Source organism: Paenibacillus helianthi (assembly GCF_001909055.1).
Lineage (GTDB): Bacteria > Bacillota > Bacilli > Paenibacillales > Paenibacillaceae > Paenibacillus_AQ > Paenibacillus_AQ helianthi.
Genome location: NZ_LVWI01000052.1, coordinates 32,531 through 58,557 on the forward strand (window position 1 = coordinate 32,531; position 26,027 = coordinate 58,557).

The 26,027-nt window shown below is 52.1% G+C and carries 27 protein-coding genes and 1 riboswitch; of the genes, 4 read left to right on the forward strand and 23 right to left on the reverse strand.

The features are described from left to right. Positions 1-91: 91 nt before the first annotated feature. A riboswitch (cobalamin riboswitch) is annotated at positions 92-305 on the reverse strand. A gap of 201 nt (positions 306-506) precedes the next feature. The 4 genes from A3844_RS19860 to A3844_RS19875 form a co-directional block, all read right to left on the reverse strand. Next, positions 507-1,367 carry an undecaprenyl-diphosphate phosphatase gene (locus tag A3844_RS19860; protein ID WP_074102530.1) on the reverse strand — a complete coding sequence of 287 codons (861 nt, stop codon included), beginning with the start codon at positions 1,365-1,367 and terminating at the stop codon, positions 507-509. 155 nt (positions 1,368-1,522) lie between these two features. Further along, the gene (locus A3844_RS19865; RefSeq protein WP_074108304.1) at positions 1,523-2,146 is read right to left on the reverse strand and encodes a DedA family protein; all 624 of its coding nucleotides are present in this window, start codon (positions 2,144-2,146) and stop codon (positions 1,523-1,525) included. A gap of 14 nt (positions 2,147-2,160) precedes the next feature. Next, positions 2,161-4,110, reverse strand: coding sequence for an FtsX-like permease family protein (locus A3844_RS19870; protein WP_074108305.1), 1,950 nt, complete (start codon positions 4,108-4,110; stop codon positions 2,161-2,163). Further along, positions 4,085-4,855, reverse strand: a complete 771-nt coding sequence (locus tag A3844_RS19875; RefSeq protein WP_074108306.1) for an ABC transporter ATP-binding protein — start codon at positions 4,853-4,855, stop codon at positions 4,085-4,087. The genes A3844_RS19870 and A3844_RS19875 overlap by 26 nt, the downstream gene beginning before the upstream one ends. 187 nt (positions 4,856-5,042) lie before the next feature. Between A3844_RS19875 and A3844_RS19880 the strand changes: the two genes are divergently transcribed. Together A3844_RS19880 and A3844_RS19885 are read left to right on the forward strand one after the other, a co-directional pair. Further along, complete coding sequence (locus A3844_RS19880) at positions 5,043-6,080, forward strand: NADH:flavin oxidoreductase/NADH oxidase (protein ID WP_074108327.1); 1,038 nt, start codon at positions 5,043-5,045, stop codon at positions 6,078-6,080. Positions 6,081-6,198: 118 nt separating this feature from the next. Next, positions 6,199-6,633 (forward strand): MarR family winged helix-turn-helix transcriptional regulator, encoded by a 435-nt coding sequence (locus tag A3844_RS19885; RefSeq protein ID WP_074102535.1) that lies wholly within the window; start codon positions 6,199-6,201, stop codon positions 6,631-6,633. Positions 6,634-6,749: 116 nt separating this feature from the next. On the opposite strand, the gene A3844_RS19890 is transcribed toward A3844_RS19885, so the two are convergent. The 14 genes from A3844_RS19890 to A3844_RS19955 all read right to left on the reverse strand — a co-directional run bounded on the left by A3844_RS19890 (position 6,750) and on the right by A3844_RS19955 (position 20,891). Then, on the reverse strand, positions 6,750-7,724 hold the full coding sequence (locus tag A3844_RS19890) for a sensor histidine kinase (protein ID WP_074108307.1): 975 nt from the start codon (positions 7,722-7,724) through the stop codon (positions 6,750-6,752). Between the two features lies 1 nt (position 7,725). Continuing rightward, on the reverse strand, positions 7,726-8,424 hold the full coding sequence (locus A3844_RS19895; protein ID WP_074108308.1) for a response regulator transcription factor: 699 nt from the start codon (positions 8,422-8,424) through the stop codon (positions 7,726-7,728). A 233-nt stretch (positions 8,425-8,657) separates the two neighbouring features. After that, entirely contained in the window at positions 8,658-9,449 is a 792-nt protein-coding gene (locus A3844_RS19900) for a TIGR00266 family protein (protein ID WP_074085376.1), read from the reverse strand. A gap of 176 nt (positions 9,450-9,625) precedes the next feature. Continuing rightward, positions 9,626-10,297 carry a YitT family protein gene (locus tag A3844_RS19905; RefSeq protein ID WP_074085377.1) on the reverse strand — a complete coding sequence of 224 codons (672 nt, stop codon included), beginning with the start codon at positions 10,295-10,297 and terminating at the stop codon, positions 9,626-9,628. A 338-nt stretch (positions 10,298-10,635) separates the two neighbouring features. Next, positions 10,636-11,136 (reverse strand): Crp/Fnr family transcriptional regulator, encoded by a 501-nt coding sequence (locus A3844_RS19910; protein WP_074085378.1) that lies wholly within the window; start codon positions 11,134-11,136, stop codon positions 10,636-10,638. A 152-nt stretch (positions 11,137-11,288) separates the two neighbouring features. Next, entirely contained in the window at positions 11,289-11,813 is a 525-nt protein-coding gene (gene cysC / locus A3844_RS19915; protein ID WP_074108309.1) for an adenylyl-sulfate kinase, read from the reverse strand. Next, positions 11,810-12,682 carry an STM4011 family radical SAM protein gene (locus A3844_RS19920; RefSeq protein ID WP_074085380.1) on the reverse strand — a complete coding sequence of 291 codons (873 nt, stop codon included), beginning with the start codon at positions 12,680-12,682 and terminating at the stop codon, positions 11,810-11,812. The genes cysC and A3844_RS19920 overlap by 4 nt, the downstream gene beginning before the upstream one ends. Next, a complete protein-coding gene (locus tag A3844_RS19925; RefSeq protein ID WP_074085381.1) occupies positions 12,679-14,064 on the reverse strand; it encodes an STM4012 family radical SAM protein in 1,386 nt (461 codons plus the stop codon). The genes A3844_RS19920 and A3844_RS19925 overlap by 4 nt, the downstream gene beginning before the upstream one ends. Positions 14,065-14,100: 36 nt before the next feature. Continuing rightward, positions 14,101-14,886, reverse strand: coding sequence for an STM4013/SEN3800 family hydrolase (locus tag A3844_RS19930; RefSeq protein ID WP_074108310.1), 786 nt, complete (start codon positions 14,884-14,886; stop codon positions 14,101-14,103). Further along, positions 14,883-16,127: an STM4014 family protein gene (locus A3844_RS19935; RefSeq protein WP_074108311.1), complete on the reverse strand. Its 1,245-nt coding sequence runs from the start codon at positions 16,125-16,127 to the stop codon at positions 14,883-14,885. The genes A3844_RS19930 and A3844_RS19935 overlap by 4 nt, the downstream gene beginning before the upstream one ends. Continuing rightward, positions 16,127-16,972 (reverse strand): STM4015 family protein, encoded by an 846-nt coding sequence (locus tag A3844_RS19940; RefSeq protein ID WP_074108312.1) that lies wholly within the window; start codon positions 16,970-16,972, stop codon positions 16,127-16,129. Before A3844_RS19940 ends, A3844_RS19935 begins: the two co-directional genes overlap by 1 nt. A 232-nt stretch (positions 16,973-17,204) precedes the next feature. Further along, on the reverse strand, positions 17,205-19,148 hold the full coding sequence (locus A3844_RS19945; protein WP_074108313.1) for a PTS fructose transporter subunit IIABC: 1,944 nt from the start codon (positions 19,146-19,148) through the stop codon (positions 17,205-17,207). Between the two features lie 37 nt (positions 19,149-19,185). After that, positions 19,186-20,097 (reverse strand): 1-phosphofructokinase, encoded by a 912-nt coding sequence (gene pfkB / locus A3844_RS19950; protein ID WP_074085386.1) that lies wholly within the window; start codon positions 20,095-20,097, stop codon positions 19,186-19,188. Between the two features lie 32 nt (positions 20,098-20,129). Continuing rightward, on the reverse strand, positions 20,130-20,891 hold the full coding sequence (locus tag A3844_RS19955; RefSeq protein WP_074108314.1) for a DeoR/GlpR family DNA-binding transcription regulator: 762 nt from the start codon (positions 20,889-20,891) through the stop codon (positions 20,130-20,132). A 388-nt stretch (positions 20,892-21,279) separates the two neighbouring features. On the opposite strand from A3844_RS19955, the gene A3844_RS33525 reads away from it, so the two are divergent. Then, positions 21,280-21,579, forward strand: coding sequence for a hypothetical protein (locus A3844_RS33525; RefSeq protein WP_074108315.1), 300 nt, complete (start codon positions 21,280-21,282; stop codon positions 21,577-21,579). A gap of 20 nt (positions 21,580-21,599) precedes the next feature. On the opposite strand, the gene A3844_RS19965 is transcribed toward A3844_RS33525, so the two are convergent. Further along, a complete protein-coding gene (locus tag A3844_RS19965) occupies positions 21,600-22,073 on the reverse strand; it encodes a general stress protein (RefSeq protein WP_143192114.1) in 474 nt (157 codons plus the stop codon). A gap of 166 nt (positions 22,074-22,239) precedes the next feature. Between A3844_RS19965 and A3844_RS19970 the strand changes: the two genes are divergently transcribed. Next, positions 22,240-23,340, forward strand: a complete 1,101-nt coding sequence (locus tag A3844_RS19970) for an AI-2E family transporter (RefSeq protein ID WP_074108317.1) — start codon at positions 22,240-22,242, stop codon at positions 23,338-23,340. 84 nt (positions 23,341-23,424) lie between these two features. Here A3844_RS19970 and A3844_RS19975 read toward each other — a convergent pair whose 3' ends face one another. The 4 genes from A3844_RS19975 to A3844_RS19990 all read right to left on the reverse strand — a co-directional run bounded on the left by A3844_RS19975 (position 23,425) and on the right by A3844_RS19990 (position 26,003). Next, positions 23,425-23,829, reverse strand: a complete 405-nt coding sequence (locus A3844_RS19975) for a hypothetical protein (protein WP_074108318.1) — start codon at positions 23,827-23,829, stop codon at positions 23,425-23,427. 37 nt (positions 23,830-23,866) lie between these two features. After that, on the reverse strand, positions 23,867-24,535 hold the full coding sequence (ung, locus tag A3844_RS19980; RefSeq protein ID WP_074085392.1) for a uracil-DNA glycosylase: 669 nt from the start codon (positions 24,533-24,535) through the stop codon (positions 23,867-23,869). Positions 24,536-24,613: 78 nt separating this feature from the next. Then, positions 24,614-25,279 (reverse strand): ribonuclease H, encoded by a 666-nt coding sequence (gene rnhA / locus A3844_RS19985; RefSeq protein WP_074108319.1) that lies wholly within the window; start codon positions 25,277-25,279, stop codon positions 24,614-24,616. A 148-nt stretch (positions 25,280-25,427) separates the two neighbouring features. Next, positions 25,428-26,003 (reverse strand): TetR/AcrR family transcriptional regulator, encoded by a 576-nt coding sequence (locus A3844_RS19990; protein WP_074102551.1) that lies wholly within the window; start codon positions 26,001-26,003, stop codon positions 25,428-25,430. Between the last annotated feature and the right edge of the window lie 24 nt (positions 26,004-26,027).

Genomic DNA, 26,027 nt, shown 5'->3' on the forward strand with positions numbered 1-26,027 from the left:
CCTCTCCCGAAAAATAAGCCACAGGGAAAGACGCCCATTGATCTTCTAAATGGAATAACGTCTGAACACCTCCCTATCTACCGTAGGTACTGCAGTGCTTCTGAGTCAGGCAGGTCTCCTGGCTAGCGGAGTCATCGTTCTTCAGCAAGTCTTCCCGGCTGGATCTACCTGTCTGCCAGTGACACATTAAGCTGGAACTCTTCCGTTACAGTGGCGGGACCGCGTCGGTTTCGAGCCGAACTTCCCTATTAAGCTGGACAAAAGCTACATTCGCTCCATCCGGCACCTGTCTCCTATATTCGCTTTTCAAAACTTCATCCTTTAATCTGATGCCATCATACTGTACCTTTTTTGCCATTCGCAACAGATTCCGGCGATTTCAGCTATACACATTCGCTATAGCAAAGCAGCTTTTTGCCCGATTTGGCACTTGAATCTTGATCAGTGCTCATGACAAAAAGGCGATACCCTCCAAGGAAGGCACCGCCTGCATTATTTTTTCTATTCTAGAACCATACCAGATATACCACTACAGCAAGAACAATCCGATAGATCGCAAACGGCAGAAGCTTAATGCGGTTGATCAGCTTCAGGAAGAAACGCATGGACAGCAGCGCGAACAGAAAGGCGCTGATAAACCCGGCAATAAAGAACGGCAGCGCATCGAGAGTGAAATACTGCCAGTTCTTCAGCAGTGAAATCAGGCTGGCTCCAGCCATAATCGGTACCGCCATAATGAAGGTGAAGTCGGCCGCGGCACGATGGCTCATACCGAGCAGAACGCCACCGGAGATCGTGGAACCGGAACGGGAGAAGCCCGGCCACAGCGAGAAACACTGGATCAGACCGACCGATAGCGCCTGCCTATATGTAATTTGATCGACACTCTCCGTTTTGATCTTTTTGGGGGCAAACAGGTCTGCACAGATCATCAGTATTGCACCTACGACCAGACCAATCAGCACCGTTGAGGTCGAAAACAAATGCTCATCAATATAATCCTCGAACAGAAAGCCGAGCACCCCGGCAGGGATAAGACCCACAAGCACCTGTGCCAGCTTCAACCGTCCCGCCGTTTCCACTGCTGGCTGTCCTTCCGGCACCGCTGTCAGCTCTTTGCGGCTGAACCGCTTCAGACCCAGGAGATCGATGAACCGGTTGCGGAAAATCACCACCACAGCCAGGATCGAGCCCAGCTGAATCACTACCTTGAACGTATTCGCTGTGTATTTTCCGAGAAATTCCTGCGATTTCAGCCACATATCATCAACAATAATCATATGACCTGTGGAGGACACCGGAGCAAATTCAGTCAAACCTTCAACAATACCCAAGATGATTGCTTTAATTATAGTCAAAAGCTCCATGTAATCTCCTCCTAAAAGTTTTGTGAGCATTGCATCTATGAAATCACTTCGTACAAAACTCGCTACGAAAGCATAAACTTAGTTTTGTGAGCATCACATCTATGGAATCACTTCGTTCAAAACTCGCTTCGGAAGCATAGAATTCGTAGGTGTTGTTACCCGCGGGCTTTGCCGGCGGTACGGCGTTTACGCAAATACAACAGTCCCAGCACGAGAATTCCTCCGGCAATCAGGGCGTAGACCACGCTGGAATAAGCCTCTATATACCCTCCAATGTCCTCCCAGGACTCTCCTAACGCAGCACCCAGCAGGATCAGCAGCGTATTCCAGCCCAGTGTACCGATCGTCGTAAACAGCATAAAAAGTCCGAACTTCATTCCCGACATTCCTGCCGGAATCGAGATCAGACTGCGCACCAGCGGCACCATCCGGCAGAACAGCACCGTCCAGTAGCCGTATTTATCAAACCAGGCATCCGCCTTGCGGATATCACTTTTCTTAATCCGCATCCATTTGCCGTAGCGGTCCACAATCCGTTCCATTCGGCTGACATCCAGCATCCGGCCGATCCAATACAGAATGGCTGCACCCAGTAAAGAACCCGCCGTAGAGGCAATAAGCACACCCGGTATTGTGAGTCCGGAAGTTGTAGTCATAAACCCGCCAAAGGGCAGGATGACCTCTGAAGGAATGGGGGGAAAGACATTTTCCAGCGCCAGCATCAGAAAAATACCGGCATATCCGAACTGCTCCATAATATCTGTAATCCAGGTTTTCATTCGGTTCCCTCCGTCTAGATGAGATTTTTCTTGAGGTTGCGCAAATAGCGGCTGCGGATGAAGAAGAAGTACAGCGTCTGGGCAGCCAGATAACTGGTCAGCACAGCCCCGGTCTCGGCAGCAATGGACAGATAGAACAGCCGCTGAAGCGCAATAAAAGCAAACAGACTGTGCAGAACCGCCAGCAGCACCGGGATGAAGAACATGAGTGCCAGCTGCAGTGTCGCAATGCGGTCCAGTTCCTGGTCAGTCAGGCCCATTTTGGACAGGGTGGAATACTGCAGGCGGTCATGATCCAGATCCATATAGAGACGGAAGTAGAGGAAGCTGCCGGCAGCAATGAAGAAGACGGTCCCGACAAGCAGCGAAGCGAACAGCATGGTGCTGTACAGCGTGCGCTGAATCTCAAATAAGGTTCCGCTGATCACAACGGCATAAGCAGACTTTTCTTCATAGGGAACCTTCCCTTTGGCAGCGAGTTCTGAAGCCACCCCCACCGTCCGGGTAAAATCATCCACATAGAAGCCGGTATACCAATCCTGCTGCACAGGGATAACCAGGTTGTACAGACTGTCGCTGATCACCAGCCCGCTGAAATCGCCGCCTCCCCTGCCGTCCAGCTCCGGCAGCAGATATTCGGCAACCGGCACATGCTGCGTATAGCCGGTCTCTTCAATCTGGATTCCTTGCTTGAGTGTATATGTTGCTTTGAAGCGCTCTGCGGTCAGACTGCGGTCGCGCTGGGAACCGATCATCACCAGGCTTTCATTGCCTTCCAGCGGCGGTTCATTCGAGCTGAAGCCCGCATGTTCCAGAGCAAGCTTGTAATTCCTGTAGGACATCAGAGGCAGCTGAAGTGTATGGTCGGGACCTGTCTGCGAAACGACCGCTGCGACTTTGAGTGGAATCCGCAGGGTTTCGTAAGTCAGACCCAGCTGCTCCAGTTCTGCAGTAATCCCCCTCAGGTCCTTCTCTTCCGAGGAAGTATGCCCCCCACCCTTGGCTACATAGCCGACAGCCGCCGGATAATCCAGCTTCAGCTCCCGTGACAGCGTGTGGATCGATGCGAATACCCCCACCGAGGTGAAAGAAACTGCCGATACAATAGTGACCATAAAAAACATCCGCCCATTGTCCTTCCACCGGTACGATAATCCCGAGAACGTGAGAATATGCGTATGCTTCCAATAGAAGCGGCGCAGCTTCCGCAGCATCCCCACAATATACAGACTGAGTTGAGTGTAGAAAAGATACGTGCCGCATACAGTAATCAGCACCACTGGAACCATCATGATTTCTACAGTTGTGGCTGTCGTGGCAGCCGCCAGACCATACCCGGCGAGGAGCAACAGACCTGAGATCAGCGCCAGCTCCTTGGATACCTTTGGCTCACCATTCCCTCTGTGTCCGCCCTGGAACAGTCCGCGTGGTGCTTCATTCCCTATAAAAACAAAAGTAGACAGCGAGATCAGTATGAACAGCAGAACAAAGCTGCAGATGGTAAGCACCGGCGCCTGCCAGGGCAGGTGAAATGTAAGTGGGGGGATGCCCAGAAATCCGGACCCGATCATCAGGAAGAGCTTGCCCAGCAGCAGCCCCAGCAGTGTTCCGGTTAGGATAGCAGATCCGCCAATCATCATATTTTCCAGAAATACCATCAGGTTCAGCTGCTGTTTGGTCATCCCGTGCATCAACAGAATTCCGAACTCCAGATTACGTGATTGCAGGAATGAACCTACCGACACGAGTACGAACAGGGAACAAAAGACATAAATGATTCCTTCGGCCACCATCATCGTATTTGCAGCTGTCCCCAGGATCATATCCTGCGAAATCGCCGGATGATAAATGAACAGTGCACACAGAAAGAAGACCATGACCGAGAACGCGCTGCTGACAAAATACGCGGCATATTTCCGCTTATTCCGTGTTACATTCCTATAAGCGAACTGCCGGAAGGTCATGGCCCGCTCCTCCCAGCAGCGACAGCATGTCGATGATGTTCTGGAAGAAGGCGGCCCGGCTGGTGCCCCGGTACATTTCGCTGTGGAAGCGCCCGTCTTTGATAAAGATGACCCGGTGGCAAAAGCTCGCTGCTACCGCATCATGTGTGACCATCAGCACCGTGGCTCCCTCCGCCTCATTCACCTCCACCAGCAGATTCATAACCTCGTTTGCAGTTTTAGAATCCAGGCTGCCCGTCGGTTCATCTGCCAGAATCAGTGCTGGCCGGTGGATCATTGCCCGGGCGATGGCCACCCGCTGTATCTGTCCGCCGGAGATCTCATAAGTCCGTTTGTGCAAAAGTGTGCTGATGCCCAGTCTATCCGACACCTCTATGAGTCTGTGTTCCATCTCTTTCACGGAGACTCCAGCAAGCGTTAAGGGCAGCACAATATTCTCTTCCACAGTCAGCGTGTCAAGGAGATTGAAGTGCTGAAAGACAAACCCCAGCTCTTTGCGGCGGAACAGTGCTTTGTCCTTGCGCCCCAGGCTTTTAGGGTCCCGGCCATTGATCCTTACTTCTCCTGAGGTGGGTTCGTCGATGGTAGCAATCACATTTAGCAGTGTAGTTTTGCCGCTGCCCGATGGTCCCATGATTCCCACGAACTCGCCTTTCTCCACAGCAAACCGGATATGATTCAGGGCGTGAATCGACACTTTTCCCTCGTATATTTTGGATAGATTATGGACATCTAGAATGGGCAAATGCTTACGCTCCTTCGTTCCCCTGGTTTGCCTTCATTATATAAAGTGTAAACAGTAGCTGCTATTTCTGAAACTTACAACTACCTTACAGTATTGTAAGCCGCGAAAGACGATTGACATTTATTTGCAAAGGGAGTATATTTATATGCATGAGCATGCATTTATTAATTTGCGAGGAGAGATTGAAATGAAGGATTTATTTACCCCCTATGAGCTGCAGGATTTGAAGCTGAAGAACCGTGTGGTGATGCCGCCGATGTGCCAATATTCCGTTACGGACAAGGATGGTATCGCCACAGACTGGCACTACAATCATTATGTAAGCCGGGCGGTCGGCGGTGCCGGACTTATTATCATTGAAATGACCGATGTCGATCCGGATGGCCGGATAACCGATTATGATCTGGGGCTCTGGTCAGATGAGCAAATCCCCGCACTGGCGAGAATTGTTGAGGCTTGCCACGCTTACGGCGCCAAGGTAGGCATTCAGATTGCCCACGCCGGACGCAAAGCAGAGGATGCTCCTCGGCCGGTGGCTCCCTCTGCGATTCCTTTTAATGCCGAATTCAAGACTCCGCGTGAGCTGACCACCGAAGAAGTACAAACGATGGTTCAGAAATTCCAGGCAAGCGTTAAGCGGGCCATTCAGGCGGGCTTCGATGTGATTGAGCTTCACGGCGCACACGGCTACCTGATCCACCAGTTCCATTCCCCGCTGACCAACAAGCGGTCTGATAAATACGGACAGGACCTGACACTGTTCGGCAAAGAGGTTATTCAGGCAGCTAAAAAGGAAATGCCTGAGGGCATGCCTTTGATTATGCGGATATCCGCGCAGGAATATGTTGAAGGCGGCTATACCATACGTGAGAGCATCAAGATTGGCAAAGTCTATAAGGAAGCAGGGGCGGATATTTTTCATATCAGTGCGGGTGGTGAAGGTGCCATTGCTGCTGATGGCAAGCCGGGAACCCACGCTGCCTATCAGGTTCCGCTTGCCCGTGCATTCAAGCAGGAGCTGAATGTTCCTGTCATTGCAGTAGGGCGCCTGGATGAGGCTGTCCTGGCTAACGCAGTCATCGGCAATGATGAGGCCGATCTTGTCGCCGTGGGACGGGGCATGCTGAGAAATCCGTACTGGACCCTGGAAGCCGGTGTTCAGCTCGGTAAAGATGCCGGACTGCCGAAGCAATACGAGCTTGGCTTCCCCCGTTCCCGGAGATAACCTCCTCCCAGAAACCAGGGTGTTATCCTCGCCGTTCCTTATACAAACCGGGGCATGGAATGTTATAATGTACAAAAATATCATCATATGGCATACATCCGGGAGAGGAATGGTGTGGATGAAAAATTCTCTTGAGGGTGGCGTAATCACAGGCTGGTTAAGCTTAACTCATATACAAATGAAGGTTGCAGGTGAACTTGAAGCCAAATTGCAGGAGAGCTTTGGGTGGTCTCTAAATGAATTCTATCTGATGTACTTCCTGTCCGAAGCACCGGAGAAGAAGCTGCGCCTGCAGCAGCTGGAATCTATGGTTGGACTCAGCCAGAGTGCCGTCTCCAGACTGGTCAGCCGCTTCGAAGCCAGAGGCTGCGGCGTACTGCAACGGACGGTCTGTGACGACGACCGCAGAAGCATTTATACCTCTCTGACCCCTATCGGCCAGGAAAAGGTGGACCGCGCGCAAGTGACGGTGAATGAAGTGCTTCATGAAGTGTTCCCCCGCGCGGAGATCAAGCTGCTGCTGGAGCAAATGCTGGACCTCCCGCAGCAATAGCGCCCAAGCCGGGCTTACCCCAAAATTCATATATTTTCATAAAAAACCTGCTGTCTCATATTGGGACCGCAGGTTTTTTATGGTTGCAGTTCATTCCTTTACTTGATTCTGTTCACTCAGAATATAATCCGGACCGTCGTCCCCTTGCCCACCTCGGAGGATATTTCCACCTGATGCCCCAACTTGCTGCAAATCTGCTTCACCAAATATAGGCCCATCCCGGTAGATTCCAGAAAGCTGCGCCCGTTGACACCGGTAAAATAGGCATCGAATACACGCGGCATATCTCCTGATGGAATACCTACACCCTCATCCCGCACCTCAAGCACGGGTCTGCCTTGTTCCCCTGCATACCCGTGAAAATACACAAACCGTCCCTCCTCCACCGTATACCGCAGTGCATTGGTGATCAGCTGGGTCAGTACAAAGGACAGCCATTTCTCGTCCGAGGTAATGAATAGGTCATGATCGACTGAAATGGCCGGAAAAACACGTTTGCGGATAAACAGCCGTTTCTGTTCAGAGGTTACGCCCCGCACAATAGCCGAAAGCTCCAGCCGCTCCACATAGAAATCATGCTCGAACGTGTCCAGACGGGCGGTATAGAGTACGGTATCCAGCCCTTTTTTGAGCCGGTCCAGCTCATCGCCAATCGACGTAAAAGGCGGGCCGTCTTTGTCTTGAATAATGAGGTGGATGACCGACAGCGGGGTCTTCATACCATGCACCCACTGGTTAATGAAGTGAATATGCTCCTCCAGCTTGTGGCGGTAGCTATGCAGGTCATTCTGATACAGGCGGAACTGGTGAGCCAGCAGGCCGCGCAGGCTCTCTGCCAGCGGAGTATTCTGAGCAGGCCCGCCGGAGTCATCCAGCGATGACGGCAGATTCAGCAGACGTTCGTAGAAGGAGCGGTTGGAGAAATAGCGGTATGCGAGGTATGCCAGCAGCAGACAGGTGCTAAGCAAGCCCGCATACAGGCTTACATTCACTCCGCTGCCCCCGTCCAGCCGGTAGACCAGAGTGATCATCGAAAGCTGGGCCAGATAGATAATAATAAGTGGCATCTGTTCCCGCAAAAACAGCTTCATGTTACGCCTCCTCCCAGTTCTCGCACAGCCTGTAGCCTTGACCACGCACCGTCTGGAGGCCGTCCGCTATATCCAGCGCCGACAGTTTTTTGCGCACCCGGGTCACGTACACATTCAAGGTATTATCATCGACAAAAGCCTGGTCATCCCAGATTTTCTCCAGGAGCCGGTCGCGGGATACGAGGGTGCCCGCCTTTTGCATCAGCTCATCGAGAATTTTGGCTTCGGTGTGGCTGAGATCAATCTTGGCATTGCCCCGCGACAGGACCAGACGCTCCACATCGAGCATCAGCCCCGACACGGTCAAGCTGCGGTCACTTCCGCCTCCGGCATAGGAGCCATAAGCCCGGCGGAGATGGCTTTTAATTTTGGCGAGGGCAATCTCATAATCGAACGGCTTGGTGATATAATCATCGGCTCCGTTTTCGAGCGCCATCACCTGATCCATTTTGCCTTCGCGGGCGGAGATAAACAGGATCGGGCAGGTGGAGATTCCCCGGATTTGACGGCACCAGTAGTAACCATCGAACTTCGGCAGATTCACATCCAGCAGCACCAGATGAGGAGCATACTGCTCGAACTCTGTACGGACTGCTTCAAAATCACGCACAGCCTGCGTCTCATAGCCAAACTTATGTAAATAATCCTGGAGCAGCGTCACCAGTCCACGGTCATCTTCGATAATGAAAATTTTGAACATATCAGGCCTCCGGTCTGCTGTATAAGCCCGCTAAGGGGTTTGCCCCATAATATATACAGTCCCTGCATAGTAGTCAAATATGAGGTGAAGTTCCTGAGTATCCCATGATGGAATCCCGCTTGGCAAATGTTGCGCCCCTGAACCCGCGCAAAAACAGCCGCCTGCCGGAGTACTCCGGCAGACGGCTGTTCCATTGTTAAGGAGTAAAGGCAACTGCCCGTTGTCTGTACCGTCTATCTGCCGTCCAGCAGATTGCCCAGGCCGCCGAGAATGCTGCCTTCTTCCTTGCGTCCTGTAGGACCGGCAGCAGAGAGTATACGGTCCGCCATCCGGCTGAACGGCAGCGATTGTACCCACACCTTGCCCGGTCCGCGCAGGGTGGCAAAGAACAGGCCCTCGCCGCCGAAGAGCGCAGTCTTCACGCCTTTGACCATCTCGATATTATAATCTACAGAGGAGGTCATGGCCACGAGACAGCCGGTATCCAGCTTAATCGTCTCACCTGGCTGCAGCGTCCGCTCCATGACATAGCCCCCGGAGTGAACGAAAGAAAGACCATCTCCTTCGAGCTTTTGCATAATGAAGCCCTCACCGCCGAAGAAGCCTGCACCCAGCTTGCGCTGGAATTCAATGCCGATCGATACGCCTTTGGCTGCACATAGGAAGGAATCCTTCTGGCAGATGATCTTTCCCCCATGCTGCTGAAGATCCAGAGGGATGATTTTGCCAGGGTAAGGCGCGGCAAAGGTAACCCCTTTGCGGCCGTAGGCCCCACTATGTGTGAAAACTGTCATGAACAGGCTCTCACCGGTCAGCAAACGTTTGCCTGCGCCCATCAGTTTGCCCATCAGCCCGCCTCCGCGTGATCCGGTACCGTCACCGAAAATGGTCTCCATCGAGATCTCCGGGTCCATCATCATGAAGCTCCCGGCCTCCGCAACCACACTTTCGCCTGGATCAAGCTGGACTTCGACACACTGTATTTCCCCACCCATAATCACGTAGTCAATCTCATGAGCACTCATTGTTATTCCTCCAGTAGTTACGTTTATTATGTAATCCTATGTTAGTACAGCTGTGATATATACGCTGCACGTGCTTTACTGGTTTCACTGTCTCTATACAACAAAGAAGGCCAGCCCGGGTGTTAATCTGGCTGACCTTTCGCTTATCCCCATAACAGGGGGTAATTTAGAACTCTTCACATTACTGTACCATCATGCGGTTTGCTTAGTGCAGGTTGAATTTTGGGTGCTTTGCTCAGCTTAGGTCTGCCAAGTGAGGTTGTAAACGTAATAACGTAGCCTGCAACGACTACTGCCATTACGGTGTACAGCGTTTCCTTGAGAGGCATATAGAAAAGTGATAATGCCAGAACGATAACATCCATCAGGATAAATACGGTTCCTACCTTAATTCCCTTCCATTCACTGATCAGCAGTGACAAAATATCATCCCCGCCACTCGCCCCGCCGCCGCGGAGGACCATTCCTGCTCCTAGACCTGTCAGTACACCGGACAACAGCGCCGCAAGCGGCAAGTTATCCTGCAAGTTGATCACCCATCCGGAATAACGTTCCATCAGGCTGTAGAATATGGTGAAGGCTCCTACAGAGATGAAGGTATTGCACACGAACGCTTTTCCCTTGAAGATCATTGCGATTAGAAGTACTGGTATGTCTAAGACTAGAATAGACAAAGATGGCGAAATACCTAGTACATATTTGCCGAGCAGCGACAAACCTACGAAACCACCCTCGGTCAAATGATTCTGATAATTGATGTGATAATAAGTAAATGCAAGCAGAAATGTTCCGGACAAAATAATAGTTAGTCGAAGCGGCAATCGCATGCCACTGTCTTGTTTCCTCATACAGGTCTCCCCTTATTGTAGATGGCGGCTTAGACGTATTCCAAGCCTCTACGACGGGTCTGACCGGAGGATGTGTTGCTCCTTCGCATACAATACTCCCTTCCCTCGCAGAGGCGGTTTCGTCAAATAACAACGGTACGCGCACTTTCTACAGGGAAGCTAAGTATAAGACAGATCATAACGTTTCCAAATCGTCCTTTGGGGAATCGTCCTTCGGGGACACATGGTATCCTGATCCTTTCTCTAATTTGATGTGTTCTGAATAGATTATACCACGCTTGGGTGCTTCTCTAAACACATTTCCATTAAAAAGCATACAGCATTTTGTAAAATCTCTGTCAGCCCGGACTCCGCAGCAGGCGGTTGACCGTCTCACGCCTCACTCCGATCAGTTGGCCGATCTCTTCCTGTGTCAATAAATCCGTCAGCTCTGCGCCATGTGAATACTCGAGAAGCCAGCGTGACAGCAGCGCAAGCCGTTCTCCCGGAGTGCCCACCGTAAGGTGATCCAGGCGGGTCTGCATGAAACGTACCTTCTCTTGAAGCAGCAGGGCGATTTCCATGACTTTATCCGGGTCCTCACGCAGCTCGCGGTACCATTCTGCTGCCGGAATCAGCTCCACTTCGCTTTTCATCATGGCAACAGCTGTTCCATGCGCCTCCTTCGGTGAAATAAGTGAATGATGGGGGACGGTTTCCCCGGGGTACAAGAGATTGAACAGTACGATGTTCCCGTTCTCATGCAGCCGGGTTACCTTGAAGAGTCCGCTCTTCACCTGAAACAGATTCTGGCAGGCATCCCCTTGGCGGAACAAGACCTCTCCTTTGTGCAAAATCATCCCGCTCTCTCCTTTATATTCTCAGTATGTATGACTCTATTCTACAAATTGAAAAGAAACCCTGTCCGAAATCGCAGGTAGGGCACGGTTTTGTCAAAATGACTAGGGAATCAGCCATCGCTTACCCTAAATCACACGGGACAGACTGCGCTTTACTGCCGCTTCTTCAGCCATGTCAGCAGCTCGATTGCACATTCCTCCGGTGTATGCTCCGCCGTGCAGAGCTTCACTTCAGGACTGACAGGGACCTCGTAAGGATCGGAGATCCCGGTGAAGGAGGGAATCTCGCCACGGCGGGCTTTGGCATATAAACCCTTGACATCCCGCGCTTCGCAGATCTCCAGGGGACATGCCACATAGACTTCCACAAAATCCGGAAGCATATCACGGGCATAGCTCCGCATCTCCGCATAAGGGCTGATCAGCGAGATGACCGTCATCACACCGTGCCGGTTCAGCAATCCTGATACATAGGCTGCCCGGCGGGTGTTCTCGAAGCGGTCCTCCCGGCTGAATCCCAGCCCGTGGCCGATGCTGCGCCGCAGCTCATCTCCGTCCAGCCATTCCACTGCCTGTCCCTCAGCCCGCAGCCTGTCCGTGATCAGCGCGGCAATCGTTGATTTGCCTGCCCCGGACAGCCCTGTTAGCCATAGGGTTGTTCCTGGTTGCACACTCATGCTCTTCCCTCCGGCACTCTATAAGGAATTCGTTCCAGCAGTCCGGAACCGTATATCTGCTGCAGCTGCAGCTCGGGCATATGGATATAGCCGATATAGCAGTCACAAGCTTTCATCCTACAGCTTCGTTCCGCCGACAGACCTTCAAGACCATCCCTGTAGAGGCTGCCAATCACCCCTCTGTCCTTATAACACCGTTTGACCTGGCCGGAACCTTGTACATAGAACACACTGCTTCCTGCATTACAGGCTTTGCCCAAGCTTTCGTAGTCTCTCGTATTAAGCACGAAATGCGGATCAATGCCGGTAAGAAATGCGATATCCTCCCGTGTATAGTAGTCAGGTTTATCCTTATAAGCATTTACCCACAAATAGACATCCTCCGGCAGGGCTTCCCGCAGTGAAGCTATCGCCTCAAAGGCACTATGCAACCCGACGCTCCCCACACTAAAAGGTATACCCTGCTCATATACAGCCATACATTGGGCCAGAAACCGCTGCTCCTCCACCTGTCCCGGATGATAGGTCGCCCAGAAGGCTGACTTATGCAGGTTCAGCCCGGCAGTAAAATCCAGCCCGGCCGACAGATTGGTCTGAATAGCCACCTTGTCAACGTGCTCCAGATTGGAGAGTGTGACCATAGCCTCTTTATACCAGCGGTGGATCAGGGCCTCTCCATAAGGATTGAAGAAGATGGACAGCCGGTGGCCTTCAGCTCCCTGTGCGGTTGCCCAATGGACAAAAGTCTCCAGCTCCTCACGGTCCTTGGCGAGGCGCGCTCTACTGTCTCTGGTCTTGCCAAACGGACAGTACGGGCAATCATAGTTGCAGGAGGTGAGAGAGCCACGATAGTAAAGAACAGCCTTCATGGCAAAACAAACCTTTCCATCTGCTCCCGGATGTTGCCCGAAATAAACCAGTCGCCGATAGAATCCGAGTAGCCCAGTCCTTCCGGGGTCAAGCGGAATACGCCCTCTTCATTCAGGGCAAGGCCGCTCTGCAGCAGAAGGTTCAGCTCAGGATGATCGCTCCACAAGGAAGACGTAAAGCGTCCGCTATAATCGGCAAGCTTCAGTCCCTCACTGTGCAGCACTGCCTTCAGAATGTACCGCCGCTTCTGCTCTTCAAGACTCAGCACAATGCCGTAATCTGCGGTATCATAGCGCTCAGCCGCGACATAATCCGCGATGATGCTCTCTGTAGCCTTACGGCTGACCCCGTAACGGGAAGCATAGTGTACATTCCGGGTATAGGATCTGGCTCCGCAGCCCAGTCCGACCATTCCTTCCTCCTGACAGCTGTAGTCCAGGATGGTTTTGCCTGATCTGGCTGTATCCTTGGCAAAGCGCCGCATGGAGTATTGCGTGTAGCCATACTCTGCCAGGACTCTTTGAGCCGCCTTATAGCACTCAAGGCGGATGTCCGTCTGGCGCCGCATATCCTCCGGCTTCACAATCGTATGATCACGCGTATACAGCGGATAAATGAAAATTTCCTCCGGCTCATGCTGCATCGCCTGCTGCAGGGAGAACAGCCAGGATTCCATCGTTTGGCCTGGAAGCCCATAGATCAGATCCAGATTCAGGATCGGAAAATCATACTGCTTCAGCAGCTCCAGTGCACGGTATACCGTATCCGGATTCTGCGGACGGAATATGGCGGCTGACTCGGCGGCAACAAAACTCTGGATGCCCATACTGACCCGGTCTACCTTATGTTCCTTCAGAATATCCAGTTTCTCCTCTGAGAGCGTCTCGGGAGAGGTTTCTACCGAGAGGGAAGCCGTGCTAAAGTCCAGACCCATGATATCCTCAGCAATACGGAACAGCCGGCGCAGCTGAACAGGCTCAAGCAGGCTGGGAGTCCCGCCCCCGATGGCGAATCTGGCGAACGGCTTGCCGCCGGTGAATGCTGCCCACTGCCGTGCCTGGCGTTCCAATGCGTCCACATACACCGTGTGCACCTCCGCCCGCTTGTCAGGCAGAGTGAACAGGTTGCAGAAGCCGCAGCGTGCGCCGCAGAACGGAATATGCATGTACAGAAAAAAAGTCTCCGCAGGCTCCTCCCGCCAGAGCGGCTCCAGCGGAACCGGCGGCTCCAGGTCGCGGTAAGCCGTTTTGTGCGGATAAGAATAGAGATAATTGCGGTAAGGATAAGTGGTAATGCGTTCTTTCCACTGCGTGACCTCCTCCGAAGGGAATGGGGGTCTTCCGTCATGGCGGAGGTGCAGGGGATGCTGTGTCGACGTCATACTTTCTCCATCCTTTCAGGTACATTCGGTTATTGGCTAGAGAAAAAACTCCCGGTACGGAACATTCCATACGGTCTCATGCGCCAGCCGGTGCCCATGGTAGCCCTCTTCGCCGAAAGCCTCGCCATGATCTGAAAAAGCCAGGCAGAACACCGGGTTGCCGCGTTCACGAAATGCATCGAACAACCGGCCTAGCTCTCCGTCTACATATCGTAGTGCAGCGCGCTGGGTGTCGACGGAATCCTTCCGGGCACCTGGCACAAAGAAATGACTCGGACCGTGGATCGCCGAAACATTGAGAAACATAAACAGCCTTTGATCCAGCGGAGTATCCTTCAGCAGCTTAAGAGCATGGTTCACCTGGTGCTCTGTGGAGCGGGGATTCGTAACGCCGAACGTCATCCGCCAGTAGCTGTGCTGGAAATAGCCGGGCAGGACACGGGCGAGCGGCACTTTTTTGCTGAAAAAAATGACTCCCCCGATACAAACGGTCCGGTAGCCTTCGGCGGCAAGTCCAGACACCACATCCGGTGTATCAAACAGCCAGGTGTCCGGATGGGTCTTCATTCCGGTATTCCGCGAATGGAACAGCCTTACATGCTGAGACTTATCCGTAGTAGCCGGGGTAGGCAGAAATCCGCCAAAAAAAGCATGATGAGCCGCATAGGTGAAGCTCCCCGGCGTATGTCTTTTCTCCCAGGAACCGCTGCCGCACAGATTGGGGCAGTTCGCTTCTTCCAGAACCGCCGCATCATAGCGAAGGGTATCGAGAGTGATCATCAGCAGATCGTGGGTGCCGACAATGGCATTCATGTCTATCATAAGTGTCCTTCCTTTATCAACTGCTTCAGCTCCCACTCATAGGTGCCGAAGCCCTGATATTCTACGTCATAGAGCAAGTCACCAAAAGGATTCACATCGGCGGCATAGGTCTTCCCTGAACCGGCGGATACCAGGACGTCTATTCCTGCGACCGCAGATCCGGAAAAAGCTGCCAGGGCCCGTACCGCTGTATCCCGCACTTCCTCCTGAACCTCCCCGGAAAGACCGGCCTCTGCCGGAGTCATCCGCCGGCTGCGCAGATGAAGATTCGTGATAGGTGTTGAGCTTACCCGGGCAATGGAGTGGCAGGCCCCGCCCAGCACCACCAGCTGACGGATGTCGAGCGAAGCTCCGCCTGCACCCGATTTTGGAATCCACTGCTCGGCATATACGCCGTGGCGGCAGAGCCAGTTGATCAATCCGGAAATCGTGCGGCTGTCGGTATAACGCCGCAGCTTGCCGGAATTATAATAGATAGGGGGACGGGTAATATAATGTTCTACCCCCACAGTGGTCACAGCAATCTCCGCGCCTGTAGACGGGTTCATCTGGTAGGCGATAACACCGGAGGCAGCGGACCCGCAGGCCAGCTTAATAAAAACCCGGTGCATCCGCTGCCGGTGCATCTCTTCACGGATAGAGGCGTAATCTACCCGTATCCCCTCTTCACCAAGCGGCCGGGGAATCCTGACACCAGCAGACGCCAGAAGCTGCTGGGTGCACCGTTTGTCGGTCATCGCCGCAATATCCTGCGGATCATTCAACCACCGGGACTCCGGCAGAACGAGAGACGCCTCCTCCCGCAGCCTGGCCAGCAGGCGGCAATACCCGCGAAACCACTGGGAAGGATGGTGCAGAACACCAGGCATTTCCCGAAGTTTGCCGGCCGTTTTGAAGCTCAGGGGGAACGGATCCTGCTCCTGCCCGAAGGGATGCAGAGCATCATTGTAATCCCCGGCATCGGGCGCTCCCAGCGCAATCAGGGCCCGTTCCACCTCAAAGCTGCCCCCTGGCGAATCCAGCCGGAGCAGCGGAGCGCGCATGCCGGAGGTTAACCTGTTCTGCATATCCAGGATTCCCTCCGCTTCGAGCAGTCCGGCCAGCGTTTGACCTGCAAGCAGTCCGGTATATGGCAAGATGATCGCCGGAGGCAGTCCGAGACGGCTTCTTGCCTGCTGAATTCCGCCAGTCCGTCTGTCACCGGGAATGCCGATGACGACCAGCGGCCGCGTCTCCTTCATCACTCGGTAATGGAAGGATACCGCCAGTCTTCGTCATCATCGCTGGTCTGCCGGTCGCTAACATCAACAGGCAGACCGCTCTTCTGCCAGCGTGCCACCATCTCTTCTGACATGTAGTGATGGCTGAGGTTCAGCGCCTTCAAGCCCTTTATCCGCTGGCTGGCCAGAAGAGCTTCCGCTCCTTCATCACTAAGAGTGCCAAGCGAAAGGTCAAGGGTATCAAGCTGGTCCAGGATAGGGGCATCAGCAACTGCTTTGGCGATTTCATCCTGAATTTCGCTGTTTTTCAGGCCGAGGTAAGTAAGCTTGGGGAACTTGCCTGGCTCAATAAGCGGAGTCAGATCCGCAAGACTCCCGTCGAATCCATAATTATCCACTCCAAGATACAGCTCCAGCTTGCGCAGATTCGGCAGCTTAGAAGCCGCGATCTCAGCCAGAACGCCTTTCCCCAAGCCGCCGGTAATAATAATCAGTTCTTCCAGCTTGTCATGCTGCAGGTTCTTCAGGCTCAATTCGTTCCCGCCCTGAATCGTGAGCGATTGAAGCTCCGGGAAAGCCGGCAAGAGCGGAGAAAGATCACTTTGGGTAATCCACGAGATCTCACATTCCTCATAACCCATCTCGCCGATGAACAGCTTACGCAGCGCCGGGAAGCTTGCACTGTACTTCACGAGCTCCCCGACAACCTCCTCCGAGCTGTTCTCATAGGCTTGGCCCCAGTCTCCGATAATAAGGCTGCTCAGCGAAGCTGCTTCAGGACTCATACTTAAGCGTTCAATCGCATCCGCTATCCGTTGGCCATCTTCAAATTCATCATATCCAATCACAAGCTTTACTTCCGACATGAATAATCCCTCCCGGCAAATTTTGGCTCTTCAAATTACCCTAACATCTTGCAGGAGGGTAGGTCAAATCCGTCCAGAGGCTTCAGGTAAAAGTAAAAGGTACTGGGCCTATTAGCAAATTCTTCTATGAGCCAGTGTGCCTGAGCAGCGGGACTTCCTTCTCCTTACCATAACAAAGAGGTTGCCCCGTCAACGAATGACTTCGGGACAACCTCATTGGATTATGCTATGCTCAGCCGTTTCTCAGCGGCTTTTTCCACAGGCCAAGCGTTAATCCGGAGATCACAGAACCGATCAGGACGGCCAGGATGAACAGCAAGGCATTGCTGGACAGTGCGGCTACGAAGATACCGCCATGCGGTGCAGGGACGTTGATTTTCCATAACTGGGTCAGACCACCGGCAACAGCTGAACCTGCGATACAGGAGGTGAGTACACGCATCGGATCGGCTGCAGCAAAGGGAATAGCGCCTTCCGTAATGAATGACAGACCCAGCACATAGTTCGTGAGACCGGATTTACGTTCTGTTTCCGTAAATTTATGTTTGAAGAAGGTTGTGGCAAGGGCAATCGCCAGTGGAGGTACCATCCCTCCAGCCATAACGGCCGCCATCATTAATCCGTTCGTGTTGCCGCTGGAGGTAAATACGCCAATGGCAAACGTGTAAGCCGCTTTGTTGAACGGTCCACCCATATCAATCGCCATCATGCCCCCGAGAACCAGACCGAGCAGAACTGCATTGCCTGTTCCCAGATTGTTAAGTCCGCTGATCAGGCCTTCATTTAGCCAGCTGAATACCGGATCGAACAGGTAGAACATAATCCCGCCGGTAATCAGCAGACTGAACACCGGGTAGAGCAGAATCGGCTTCAATCCATCAAGTGTCTTGGGCAGGCCCGCAAACGCTTTGCGGAGCATAATGACCACATAACCTGCCAGGAAACCGGCGGCCAGACCACCAAGGAAACCGGCATTGGAATTAAGGGCCATATATCCGCCGACCATACCCGGCATCAAGGCAGGACGGTCACCGATGCTGAGCGCGATGAAGCCGGCCAGGATTGGAATCAGGAAATGGAAGGCACCATCACCGCCGCCAATCGTCTGCAGCAGCTTGACGATCGGATTGTCAACACTCGCCACCTGCTCGAACAGGAACGAGATAGCCAGCAGAATCCCGCCGCCGACCACGAACGGCAGCATATGCGAGATGCCGTTCATCAGATCCTTGTAAATTCTGCTTCCAACGCTGCCGGATTTCTCTGCCGGAGCCTCATCTCCGTCTCGTCCCTCACTCCGGTAGATTGGAGCCTCTCCCTTAATGGCTTTGGTGATCAGCTCTTCAGGCTTACGAATACCGTCACTTACCGGTCTTTGCAGCACCGGCTTGCCGGCGAAACGTGCCATCTCAACTTTTTTGTCGGCGGCAATAATGACACCGCTGGCCCGGGCGATTTCGTCCGCAGTCAGTACATTCTGAGCCCCTTCCGACCCATTTGTCTCCACTCGGATATTAACGCCCATTTCCTTGGCTTTTTTCTTCAGTGCGTCTTCCGCCATATAGGTATGGGCAATCCCTGTTGGACAAGCAGTTACAGCAACGACAAAGCTTTGCGAATCCGGGTTGCCCACAATTACACGTTCGGGCGCCTTCGGTTTGGTTCCAACAGTGCTGGCTGCTTCATTCGCCTTTGCTTCAGCTGCTGCTTCAGCTTCTGCTTCGGCTTGTTTGGCATCAAATAGCGCAGTCACTTCATCAGGTGTCCGGGCATTCATCAATGCTTCAATGAATTCGCTTTCAATGAGCAACCTGGACAATGCAGCCAGTGTGCGAAGGTGCATATTTCCAGCTCCCTCTGGAGCAGCTATCATGAAAAACAGCTTCGCAGGCTCATCATCCAAAGAGGCATAATCTACTCCCGCAGCGCTTTTGGCAAACACTACTGTAGCTTCATTGACCGCTTTGGTCTTGGCATGCGGCATGGCGATTCCCCCGCCAATTCCCGTGCTGGACTGCGCTTCGCGCGCCAGAATCTTTTCCTTGAACAATACGGGATCATTAATCCGTCCGCTGGCCGCCAGGCTGGCGATCAATTCATCAATCGCCGCTTCCTTAGACACCGCCTGAATGTTCATGATCATTGTTTCTTTTATCATCAGATCTGTAATTTTCATTACAATCCACTCCCTTAATCACATGTGTACTGCTTGGTTAAATCTGTTCAATTTCAATCTGTGTCCGCAGCTGCCCGATTAGTGCTATCTCTGCAAGGTCATCTGAGAATGCTGTCGCACTGCCAGAAGCCACGCCTGTCCGGAAAGCCTCCAGTACATCACCAGTCATAGATAGCGTACCCACAAATCCGGCGATCATCGAATCTCCTGCTCCTACGGAGTTCTTCACCTTGCCCTTCGGCGCATTGGCATAATATACGCCTTGATCTGAGATGAAGAGTGCTCCCTCACCAGCCATGGAAACCAGAACGTAACGTGCTCCCAATTCCATCAATCTGCGGCCGTAAGTGATAATTTCATCTCTTGTGTTAATTCTGACCCCGAACAGTTCTGCCAGTTCATGATGGTTGGGCTTCACAAGCAGCGGTTCCAGCGCAAGCGCATCTTTCAGTGCCTGGCCTGTGGTATCGATGACAAATTCGGCCTCTTTACGCTTGCATATGTCAATCAGTCTGCTATAGAAGGCTGCTCCCAGCGAAGGTGGCACACTGCCCGACAAAACGAGGATATCGCCTGCCTGTAGTGCCTCCAGCTTAAGCACCAGAGCTTCCGCTTCTGTATCCCGGATCACCGGTCCGGTTCCGTTAATCTCCGTCTCTTCCCCGGCCTTTAGCTTGATGTTAATCCGGGTGTCATCATTTACCGTTACGAAGTCACTGGAGATGTTCTCTTCACCCAGCCACTGCTCGATGTATCTCCCGGTAAATCCCCCTAGAAAACCGGTGGCCGTATTGGGTACCTCCAGCGTGTTCAGTACACGGGAAACGTTAATGCCTTTGCCACCAGGGAGCTTGAGGTCGCGTGTCATCCGGTTTAAACTGCCAAGCTTCAAATCTTCAACTTCCACGATATAGTCAATGGAAGGATTAAGCGTCACAGTATAGATCATGGTTATCCCTCTTTATTATGGTTTTCTTGTCCTCACACCAAGGTGTAGTCGAGGTCCAAGCCTTTCAGCCCGCGAATGAAGCCTTCAGGTGTCTCTCTATCCAGAATGCAGTGATCCATCTCCCGCAGGTCAGCCACCTTACAGAAGGAAACCTGCCCGATTTTGCTATGGTCGGCCAGCAGAATAACCTGTTTGGCCACGGAAATCATTTTGCGCTTAGTCGCAGCTTCAAGCATGTTCGGAGTGGTGATGCCTTCGCGTAAATCCAATCCGTTGGTACCCAGAAATGCTTTATCCACACGCACCATTTCCAGCGAACGCTCCGTCATTGGCCCTACAAAAGCCAAGGTATCCTGCCGGAGCAGTCCTCCTGTAATCGAAACTTCGATATTACGGCAATCCTTCAGCTCATTCAGGGCGATCATGGAATTGGTGATTACCTTAAGGTTCGAGAATGCCCTCAGTGCCTTGGCGATTTGCAGTGTTGTTGTTCCGCCGTCCAACAGGATGGCGTCACCATCTTGAATCATTTCTACAGCCTTGTGTGCGATTCGCTGCTTCTCATCCAGATACCGGTCCGCCTTTTCGGGAATCGCCGCTTCAAAATTGACACTCTGCAGTGAAACTGCTCCGCCATGCGTACGTTTCAGCAGCCGCGATTCTTCAAGTTCCTTCAAATCACGGCGTACCGTGGACTCTGACACTCCCAGTTCCTGGCTGAGCTCCTGGACTGACGCCCGGGTATGCTTCTCCACAAAGTGAACAATGCTCCTTTTCCGTTCCTCTTCAAACATAGCGCTCACTCCTTGTGAACAGCGGCAAAATATGAAACCTTACATTTCGTGGACTTTAGAGAACTACGGTCGAAATGAGCATAAATCATGATTGTTGATGATTATTTGTGATTGTTTCTGCTCACTTGTGATTATAACAGCGTTTTCATTCGTAGTAAAGCAATTTTTCTTTGGTTTATTTTCCTCTTCAGACAGCAAAGATATACCCGTTTGACAGAGGGGATCGAGCATACCATTTGAACATTTCGCGTTGCTCAATCAAGCACAATTGGAGCACGTAATCCGCATGAGAAATAGGCCTTCGAAATATCCTCTCAATTGCCTATTTCACCCCGGCACACTTTGACATATTTTATATTACATATGGGAAAAAGCAGGTGAACAGGCGATGGCTCATAATAACTACTTGGGAAACGGGAATAACGGGAATGGCGACAATACGGCTAAGGGCAATACGGCTAAGGGCAATAATACAACCCCCGTCGAAGGTGAAGAGCTGGATGCGGAAGACTATGCCATTATTGCGGCGGGCCTGACGGCACTAGGGGAAATTTTCGCCTTTTTATCTCTTGTAAAAGCCAAACAGGTATCCAAAGAAACTGGTGGTAATGTCAGCGTAGATCCGATTCTGTTCGTGCAATCCAGGAAAAAAAAAGCGGCGAAACGGAAAAACCGTTCACCGCGTTGATTATCTATACTTTGAGGGCCTTACGGAGCGTCTAGCGGAATGGCATGATGCAGCTCAAACAAGGAGCTCACCTCCTGCTGGCTCTGCTCTTCCTTCAGAGCTACGATGACAATAACATGTTCCTTGTCGGCATGTCTTGCATAGAGCTTTGCATCTTCTATGGGAATTCCGATGCCAATCAGACTGACTTCAAGACCGTCCCTGTCCAGATCCGCCCCCGCCAGTTTGTGGGCTGCCGGCCCGGCCGCTACAGCAGTATCAGGCAGCATATCCAGCCCTATACCGAGTCCTTTGGCGGTTCCGAACAAGCCTCCGTTACCTTCGCCGGCTTCTGTCCGGCCAATCCCCGTATCATGGCTTATGATCTCCAGCGTATTCTTCTGTTTCGTTACAGCCGAGACCTGTTTCGGCTTGATTCCGTGCGCACACACGTCCTCTATCGCAAGGATGGCATCACTCCGATGTTCAAATATCCCCAGAACCAGTTTCGTCACTGTCATCCCTCCTCCTGTTTTAATGCGATATTAACCGCTGCTTCCGGTACCTAAACCAGAGGTGCTGATTTACATCTGAACGTACTGAATCAATCCCTCTTAATTCGGTTATAAAGATAGAATTGATACATAAATGCTATAATCAAGAGAATTAGGGGGTGCTGCAGTGCTGCAAAGCAAATATTTCAGAACATGCCTGGCCATTATCGCATTTTTGACGATTCTGTATCTGGGCTCCAAAGTCGCTTTTCTCATCTCACCGGTGGTAGCGATCTTCAATCTTCTGCTTGTACCGATGATGCTGTCCGGCTTCATGTATTATCTGCTAAGGCCGCTAGTCAATCTTCTGGAGAGTAAAAAGCTGAACCGTATGCTGTCCATTCTCCTCATCTATGTCGTATTCCTAGGTCTGTTTGTGCTCTTCTGGGTGCTGGTCTGGCCGACACTGCGTGAGCAGATCCAGAATTTCATCGACAATACACCTTATCTGGTGCAGGGACTTCAGGACCAGTTCACCAAGCTGCAGAACGACCCCACCTTCTCCCGCTTCTTCAAAAGCGATGCTGATCTGTCAGCAAAGCTCTCGGGATATTTGAACGATGCCATCACCTGGGTTAGCAATTCGATGACCAATCTGATCAGTGTCGTGTCCAGCATCGTTGTGGTAATTGCTACCCTGCCCATTATTCTCTATTACATGCTAAAGGACGGGCACAAGCTCTCACCGATCCTGATTAGTCTGGTACCCAGGAAGTTCCGTAAGGAAGGGCAGGACATGCTGGTCGATATTGACAGCGCACTGAGCGGGTTCATCGTTACACGAGTGCTGCTGAACGTGGTCCTGGGAGCCATGCTCTATGTAGGGTTCCTGATCATTGGCCTGCCTTACTCCATGCTGCTCGCCATCATTTCCATCCCGCTTAACTTCATTCCGTATGTCGGTTCACTGCTGGCCGCAATACCCGTCGTCATCGTTGGCTTCATTGAATCTCCGACGATGGCCCTCTGGTCACTGGTGATCATTGTAGTTGCCCAGCAGATCCAGGATAATGTGCTGTCTCCGATTATTTACGGCAAATCCCTGGACGTGCATCCGTTGACAACCGTAATTCTCGTGCTGGTAGGGGGCGAATTCTATGGCATCATCGGTGTGTTGATCGCACTCCCGGTCTATATGATCCTCAAAATCATTTTCCTGCGGATCTACGAGATTATCATTGCCGAACGGGTCGAAGATGTTGTCGTTACCAAAGAAGAGCAGCTGTGACCCTGAGCGTCAGCTTCGGTTACAGCAACAACCAAAAGGCGCAGGCTCTCGTTACGGAGCCTACGCCTTTTTAGTCCGAACCGTTCAGCCCCGGAGAGAACGTACTACAAAAATATGGCCAACTTTAGGCAGATTCTGTCCATCCTTGAGCGTGACGGAGCCCTTGGTATGGGAAACAATTGTTGTATTGTAAGCAATCAGCTGATCGCCCTTCCAGACGGTGACCGCTGATTTGAAATAGATTGCATTGTCGAACTGCTGGCGTTCTCTCATGACATATCCGACAACATGCAGCGTTGGGGCCAAGGATCTCTCTTTGGGGGCCAGAGCTTTGATGTACACAATGTCGCGAAAAGGCACGGCAATTTCCTGATGACCAATGACAGCTACGGAAGCTGCCGGGTCCCATTTACGCAAAACACCTTTCATGACCGTGTAGGGTTCTTCGCCACAATACATAATAACTGGTCTGCCTACCCAATGCTTCATGGCTCCACCCCCTTAGCTGTATCCAAATCCAAGTTATCTATATATTCGGTATGGACCAATTGATTCCCTGTAAGCCTTTCGATTCCAGATACTTGTTCGCCTGGGAAAAGGGACGGCTGCCCAGAAAACCCCGGTGCGCTGAGAATGGGCTCGGATGCGGGGACTTCATCACAAGGTGGCGGCTGGGGTCGATATAGGCTCCTTTTTGCTGGGCATAACTGCCCCAGAGGATAAAGACCATGGGTTCCTGCCGTTCGTTCAGCTTCTCCATCACCGCATCGGTGAAAGTCTCCCAGCCGAGTCCTTTATGGGAATTAGGTTGTCCTTCCCGGACCGTCAGCACAGCATTCAGCATCAGAACCCCTTCCTCCGCCCAGTGCAGCAGCGAGCCGTGGTTCGGAACTGGCACATCCATGTCTGAGTGCAGCTCTGTGTAGATATTGCGCAGGGAAGGTGGGATCCGCACCCCGGGTTTGACCGAGAAGCTGAGTCCATGTGCCTGTCCCGCTCCATGATAGGGGTCTTGCCCCAGTATGACTACTCTTGTCTTGCTGTAAGGCGTCAGCTTAAGCGCTGAGAATAATTCGTCCTTGGGCGGATATACCGTGTACTCTTTGTATTCCCGCGCCAGCCCATAACGCAGCTCCTGAAAATAAGACTTCAATGTCTCTTCCTGCAGAATTTCATCCCAATCGTTGCCGAACATTTATGTTTCCTCCCGCTCCCATGCGTGTTATTCATTCTTTACCTGATATTACCCAAAATATAGCTGGCTCCCGGCAGTTTATTTCCGCCCGTAATCAGCCTTGATCTCTCCCCACTCTTTGGTCTGCCACTTGAGTACTTTGTTCTTGTATGTATTCGTCTGCAGCCAATGTTCCGCGCGGTCAATCAGTGTCCAGATTTCCTCGGTTGAAGCATCACGCGGCAGCGTGGTGGCAACCTTCTTTTGCTTAACCCATTTCATGGCATTCACGGAATCACTGTAAATCGTGCGGCTGCTTCCTTCTTTATTCAGCAGAGCCAACGCGTGGACAATCGCCAGGAACTCCCCTAGATTATTGGTGCCTTTCTTGATCGGTCCGCATGAAAAAATGAGATCCCCGGTCTGCGTATCGACCCCCTTATATTCTACAGGTCCAGGGTTGCCGCGGGTCCCCACGTCTACGGAAATGCTGTCGTAATCAATCTCCGACGAAGACTCAGCAGCCGTTGTACTGCGCTTATACGTGCTTGCAGATTTGCTCTTCCCTGCACCCGAGGCTGCGGCTCCGGTTCCCCAGTTCCCCTTCCACCCTGCCTTGTAGGCGGCGTCTGCCTCCGCTCTGGATTCGTAGGATTTATACTTTGCCCCTGTAAAATGATCCGTCTGCGCCTGGCATTCCGCCCATGTCCCGTATACTCCCGGGTTCTTGCCTTCCCATACTACATAATATTTCTGCTTGGCCATTGAACCTAGCCCCTTTCTGCCGTAACTTTATTACCCTAACATGTGATAATTTTATTTTGGAATTGGCCATGACTCCAGCAAATGTTGGACTTTCGGCAATATTATTAGATAATATACCAGCCGGGGGTTCATAATATCCCCATGGTCATTAATCCAGCATCGCAAGTGTGGTATCGGCTATAGTCTGCAGCTTGTCCTTATCCGGTGTGGTTTTGACCATGACCCGAAGACCCACCAGGGCATTATGCAGGAATACAGCCAGATTAGCCGCCTGGTGACGGCTGGAGATTTCACCGCTCGCCTGCCCTTGTACGACCAATCGTTCAAAGAGCTGTTCCGTTTGCAGAAAAGCCTCATTTACCTTGGAGGTTGCCGCCGGATCATGATTAGCCAGTTCAACCGCCGTATTCACCAGCAGACAGCCTGTTGGCTCTGACTCCTGCTTGTAGATGATTGTATCAAACAATAGCCGGATGGCTTCCTTGGCGGAGTCCGTACCTTCCACACGACCCTCCATCTTGCTGGCGGTCATCTCTGCAAATCGTTCCATAGCTTTTATATATAAGGTGTGCTTGTCTCCAAAAGTATCATACATGCTCCGCTTATGAATACCCATACCGGTAACCAGATCCTGCATAGAAGTTTTTTCATAGCCCTGCTGCCAAAAGACGTTCATCGCCTTGCCCAGCACGTTGTCTACATCAAACTCTTTGCTTCTTGCCATAATCAAGCCCCTTTCTGCGTCTAT

Excerpts from the sequence above, each read along its gene's own strand:
- A3844_RS19860 (WP_074102530.1), bottom strand. The coding sequence starts at position 1,367 with ATGGAGCTTTTGACTATAATTAAAGCAATCATCTTGGGTATTGTTGAA.
- A3844_RS19865 (WP_074108304.1), bottom strand. The coding sequence starts at position 2,146 with ATGAAAACCTGGATTACAGATATTATGGAGCAGTTCGGATATGCCGGT.
- A3844_RS19870 (WP_074108305.1), bottom strand. The coding sequence starts at position 4,110 with ATGACCTTCCGGCAGTTCGCTTATAGGAATGTAACACGGAATAAGCGG.
- A3844_RS19880 (WP_074108327.1), top strand. The coding sequence starts at position 5,043 with ATGAAGGATTTATTTACCCCCTATGAGCTGCAGGATTTGAAGCTGAAG.
- A3844_RS19885 (WP_074102535.1), top strand. The coding sequence starts at position 6,199 with ATGAAAAATTCTCTTGAGGGTGGCGTAATCACAGGCTGGTTAAGCTTA.
- A3844_RS19890 (WP_074108307.1), bottom strand. The coding sequence starts at position 7,724 with ATGAAGCTGTTTTTGCGGGAACAGATGCCACTTATTATTATCTATCTG.
- A3844_RS19895 (WP_074108308.1), bottom strand. The coding sequence starts at position 8,424 with ATGTTCAAAATTTTCATTATCGAAGATGACCGTGGACTGGTGACGCTG.
- A3844_RS19900 (WP_074085376.1), bottom strand. The coding sequence starts at position 9,449 with ATGAGTGCTCATGAGATTGACTACGTGATTATGGGTGGGGAAATACAG.
- A3844_RS19905 (WP_074085377.1), bottom strand. The coding sequence starts at position 10,297 with ATGAGGAAACAAGACAGTGGCATGCGATTGCCGCTTCGACTAACTATT.
- A3844_RS19910 (WP_074085378.1), bottom strand. The coding sequence starts at position 11,136 with ATGATTTTGCACAAAGGAGAGGTCTTGTTCCGCCAAGGGGATGCCTGC.
- cysC (WP_074108309.1), bottom strand. The coding sequence starts at position 11,813 with ATGAGTGTGCAACCAGGAACAACCCTATGGCTAACAGGGCTGTCCGGG.
- A3844_RS19920 (WP_074085380.1), bottom strand. The coding sequence starts at position 12,682 with ATGAAGGCTGTTCTTTACTATCGTGGCTCTCTCACCTCCTGCAACTAT.
- A3844_RS19925 (WP_074085381.1), bottom strand. The coding sequence starts at position 14,064 with ATGACGTCGACACAGCATCCCCTGCACCTCCGCCATGACGGAAGACCC.
- A3844_RS19930 (WP_074108310.1), bottom strand. The coding sequence starts at position 14,886 with ATGATAGACATGAATGCCATTGTCGGCACCCACGATCTGCTGATGATC.
- A3844_RS19935 (WP_074108311.1), bottom strand. The coding sequence starts at position 16,127 with ATGAAGGAGACGCGGCCGCTGGTCGTCATCGGCATTCCCGGTGACAGA.
- A3844_RS19940 (WP_074108312.1), bottom strand. The coding sequence starts at position 16,972 with ATGTCGGAAGTAAAGCTTGTGATTGGATATGATGAATTTGAAGATGGC.
- A3844_RS19945 (WP_074108313.1), bottom strand. The coding sequence starts at position 19,148 with ATGAAAATTACAGATCTGATGATAAAAGAAACAATGATCATGAACATT.
- pfkB (WP_074085386.1), bottom strand. The coding sequence starts at position 20,097 with ATGATCTATACTGTGACGCTTAATCCTTCCATTGACTATATCGTGGAA.
- A3844_RS19955 (WP_074108314.1), bottom strand. The coding sequence starts at position 20,891 with ATGTTTGAAGAGGAACGGAAAAGGAGCATTGTTCACTTTGTGGAGAAG.
- A3844_RS33525 (WP_074108315.1), top strand. The coding sequence starts at position 21,280 with ATGGCTCATAATAACTACTTGGGAAACGGGAATAACGGGAATGGCGAC.
- A3844_RS19975 (WP_074108318.1), bottom strand. The coding sequence starts at position 23,829 with ATGAAGCATTGGGTAGGCAGACCAGTTATTATGTATTGTGGCGAAGAA.
- ung (WP_074085392.1), bottom strand. The coding sequence starts at position 24,535 with ATGTTCGGCAACGATTGGGATGAAATTCTGCAGGAAGAGACATTGAAG.
- rnhA (WP_074108319.1), bottom strand. The coding sequence starts at position 25,279 with ATGGCCAAGCAGAAATATTATGTAGTATGGGAAGGCAAGAACCCGGGA.
- A3844_RS19990 (WP_074102551.1), bottom strand. The coding sequence starts at position 26,003 with ATGGCAAGAAGCAAAGAGTTTGATGTAGACAACGTGCTGGGCAAGGCG.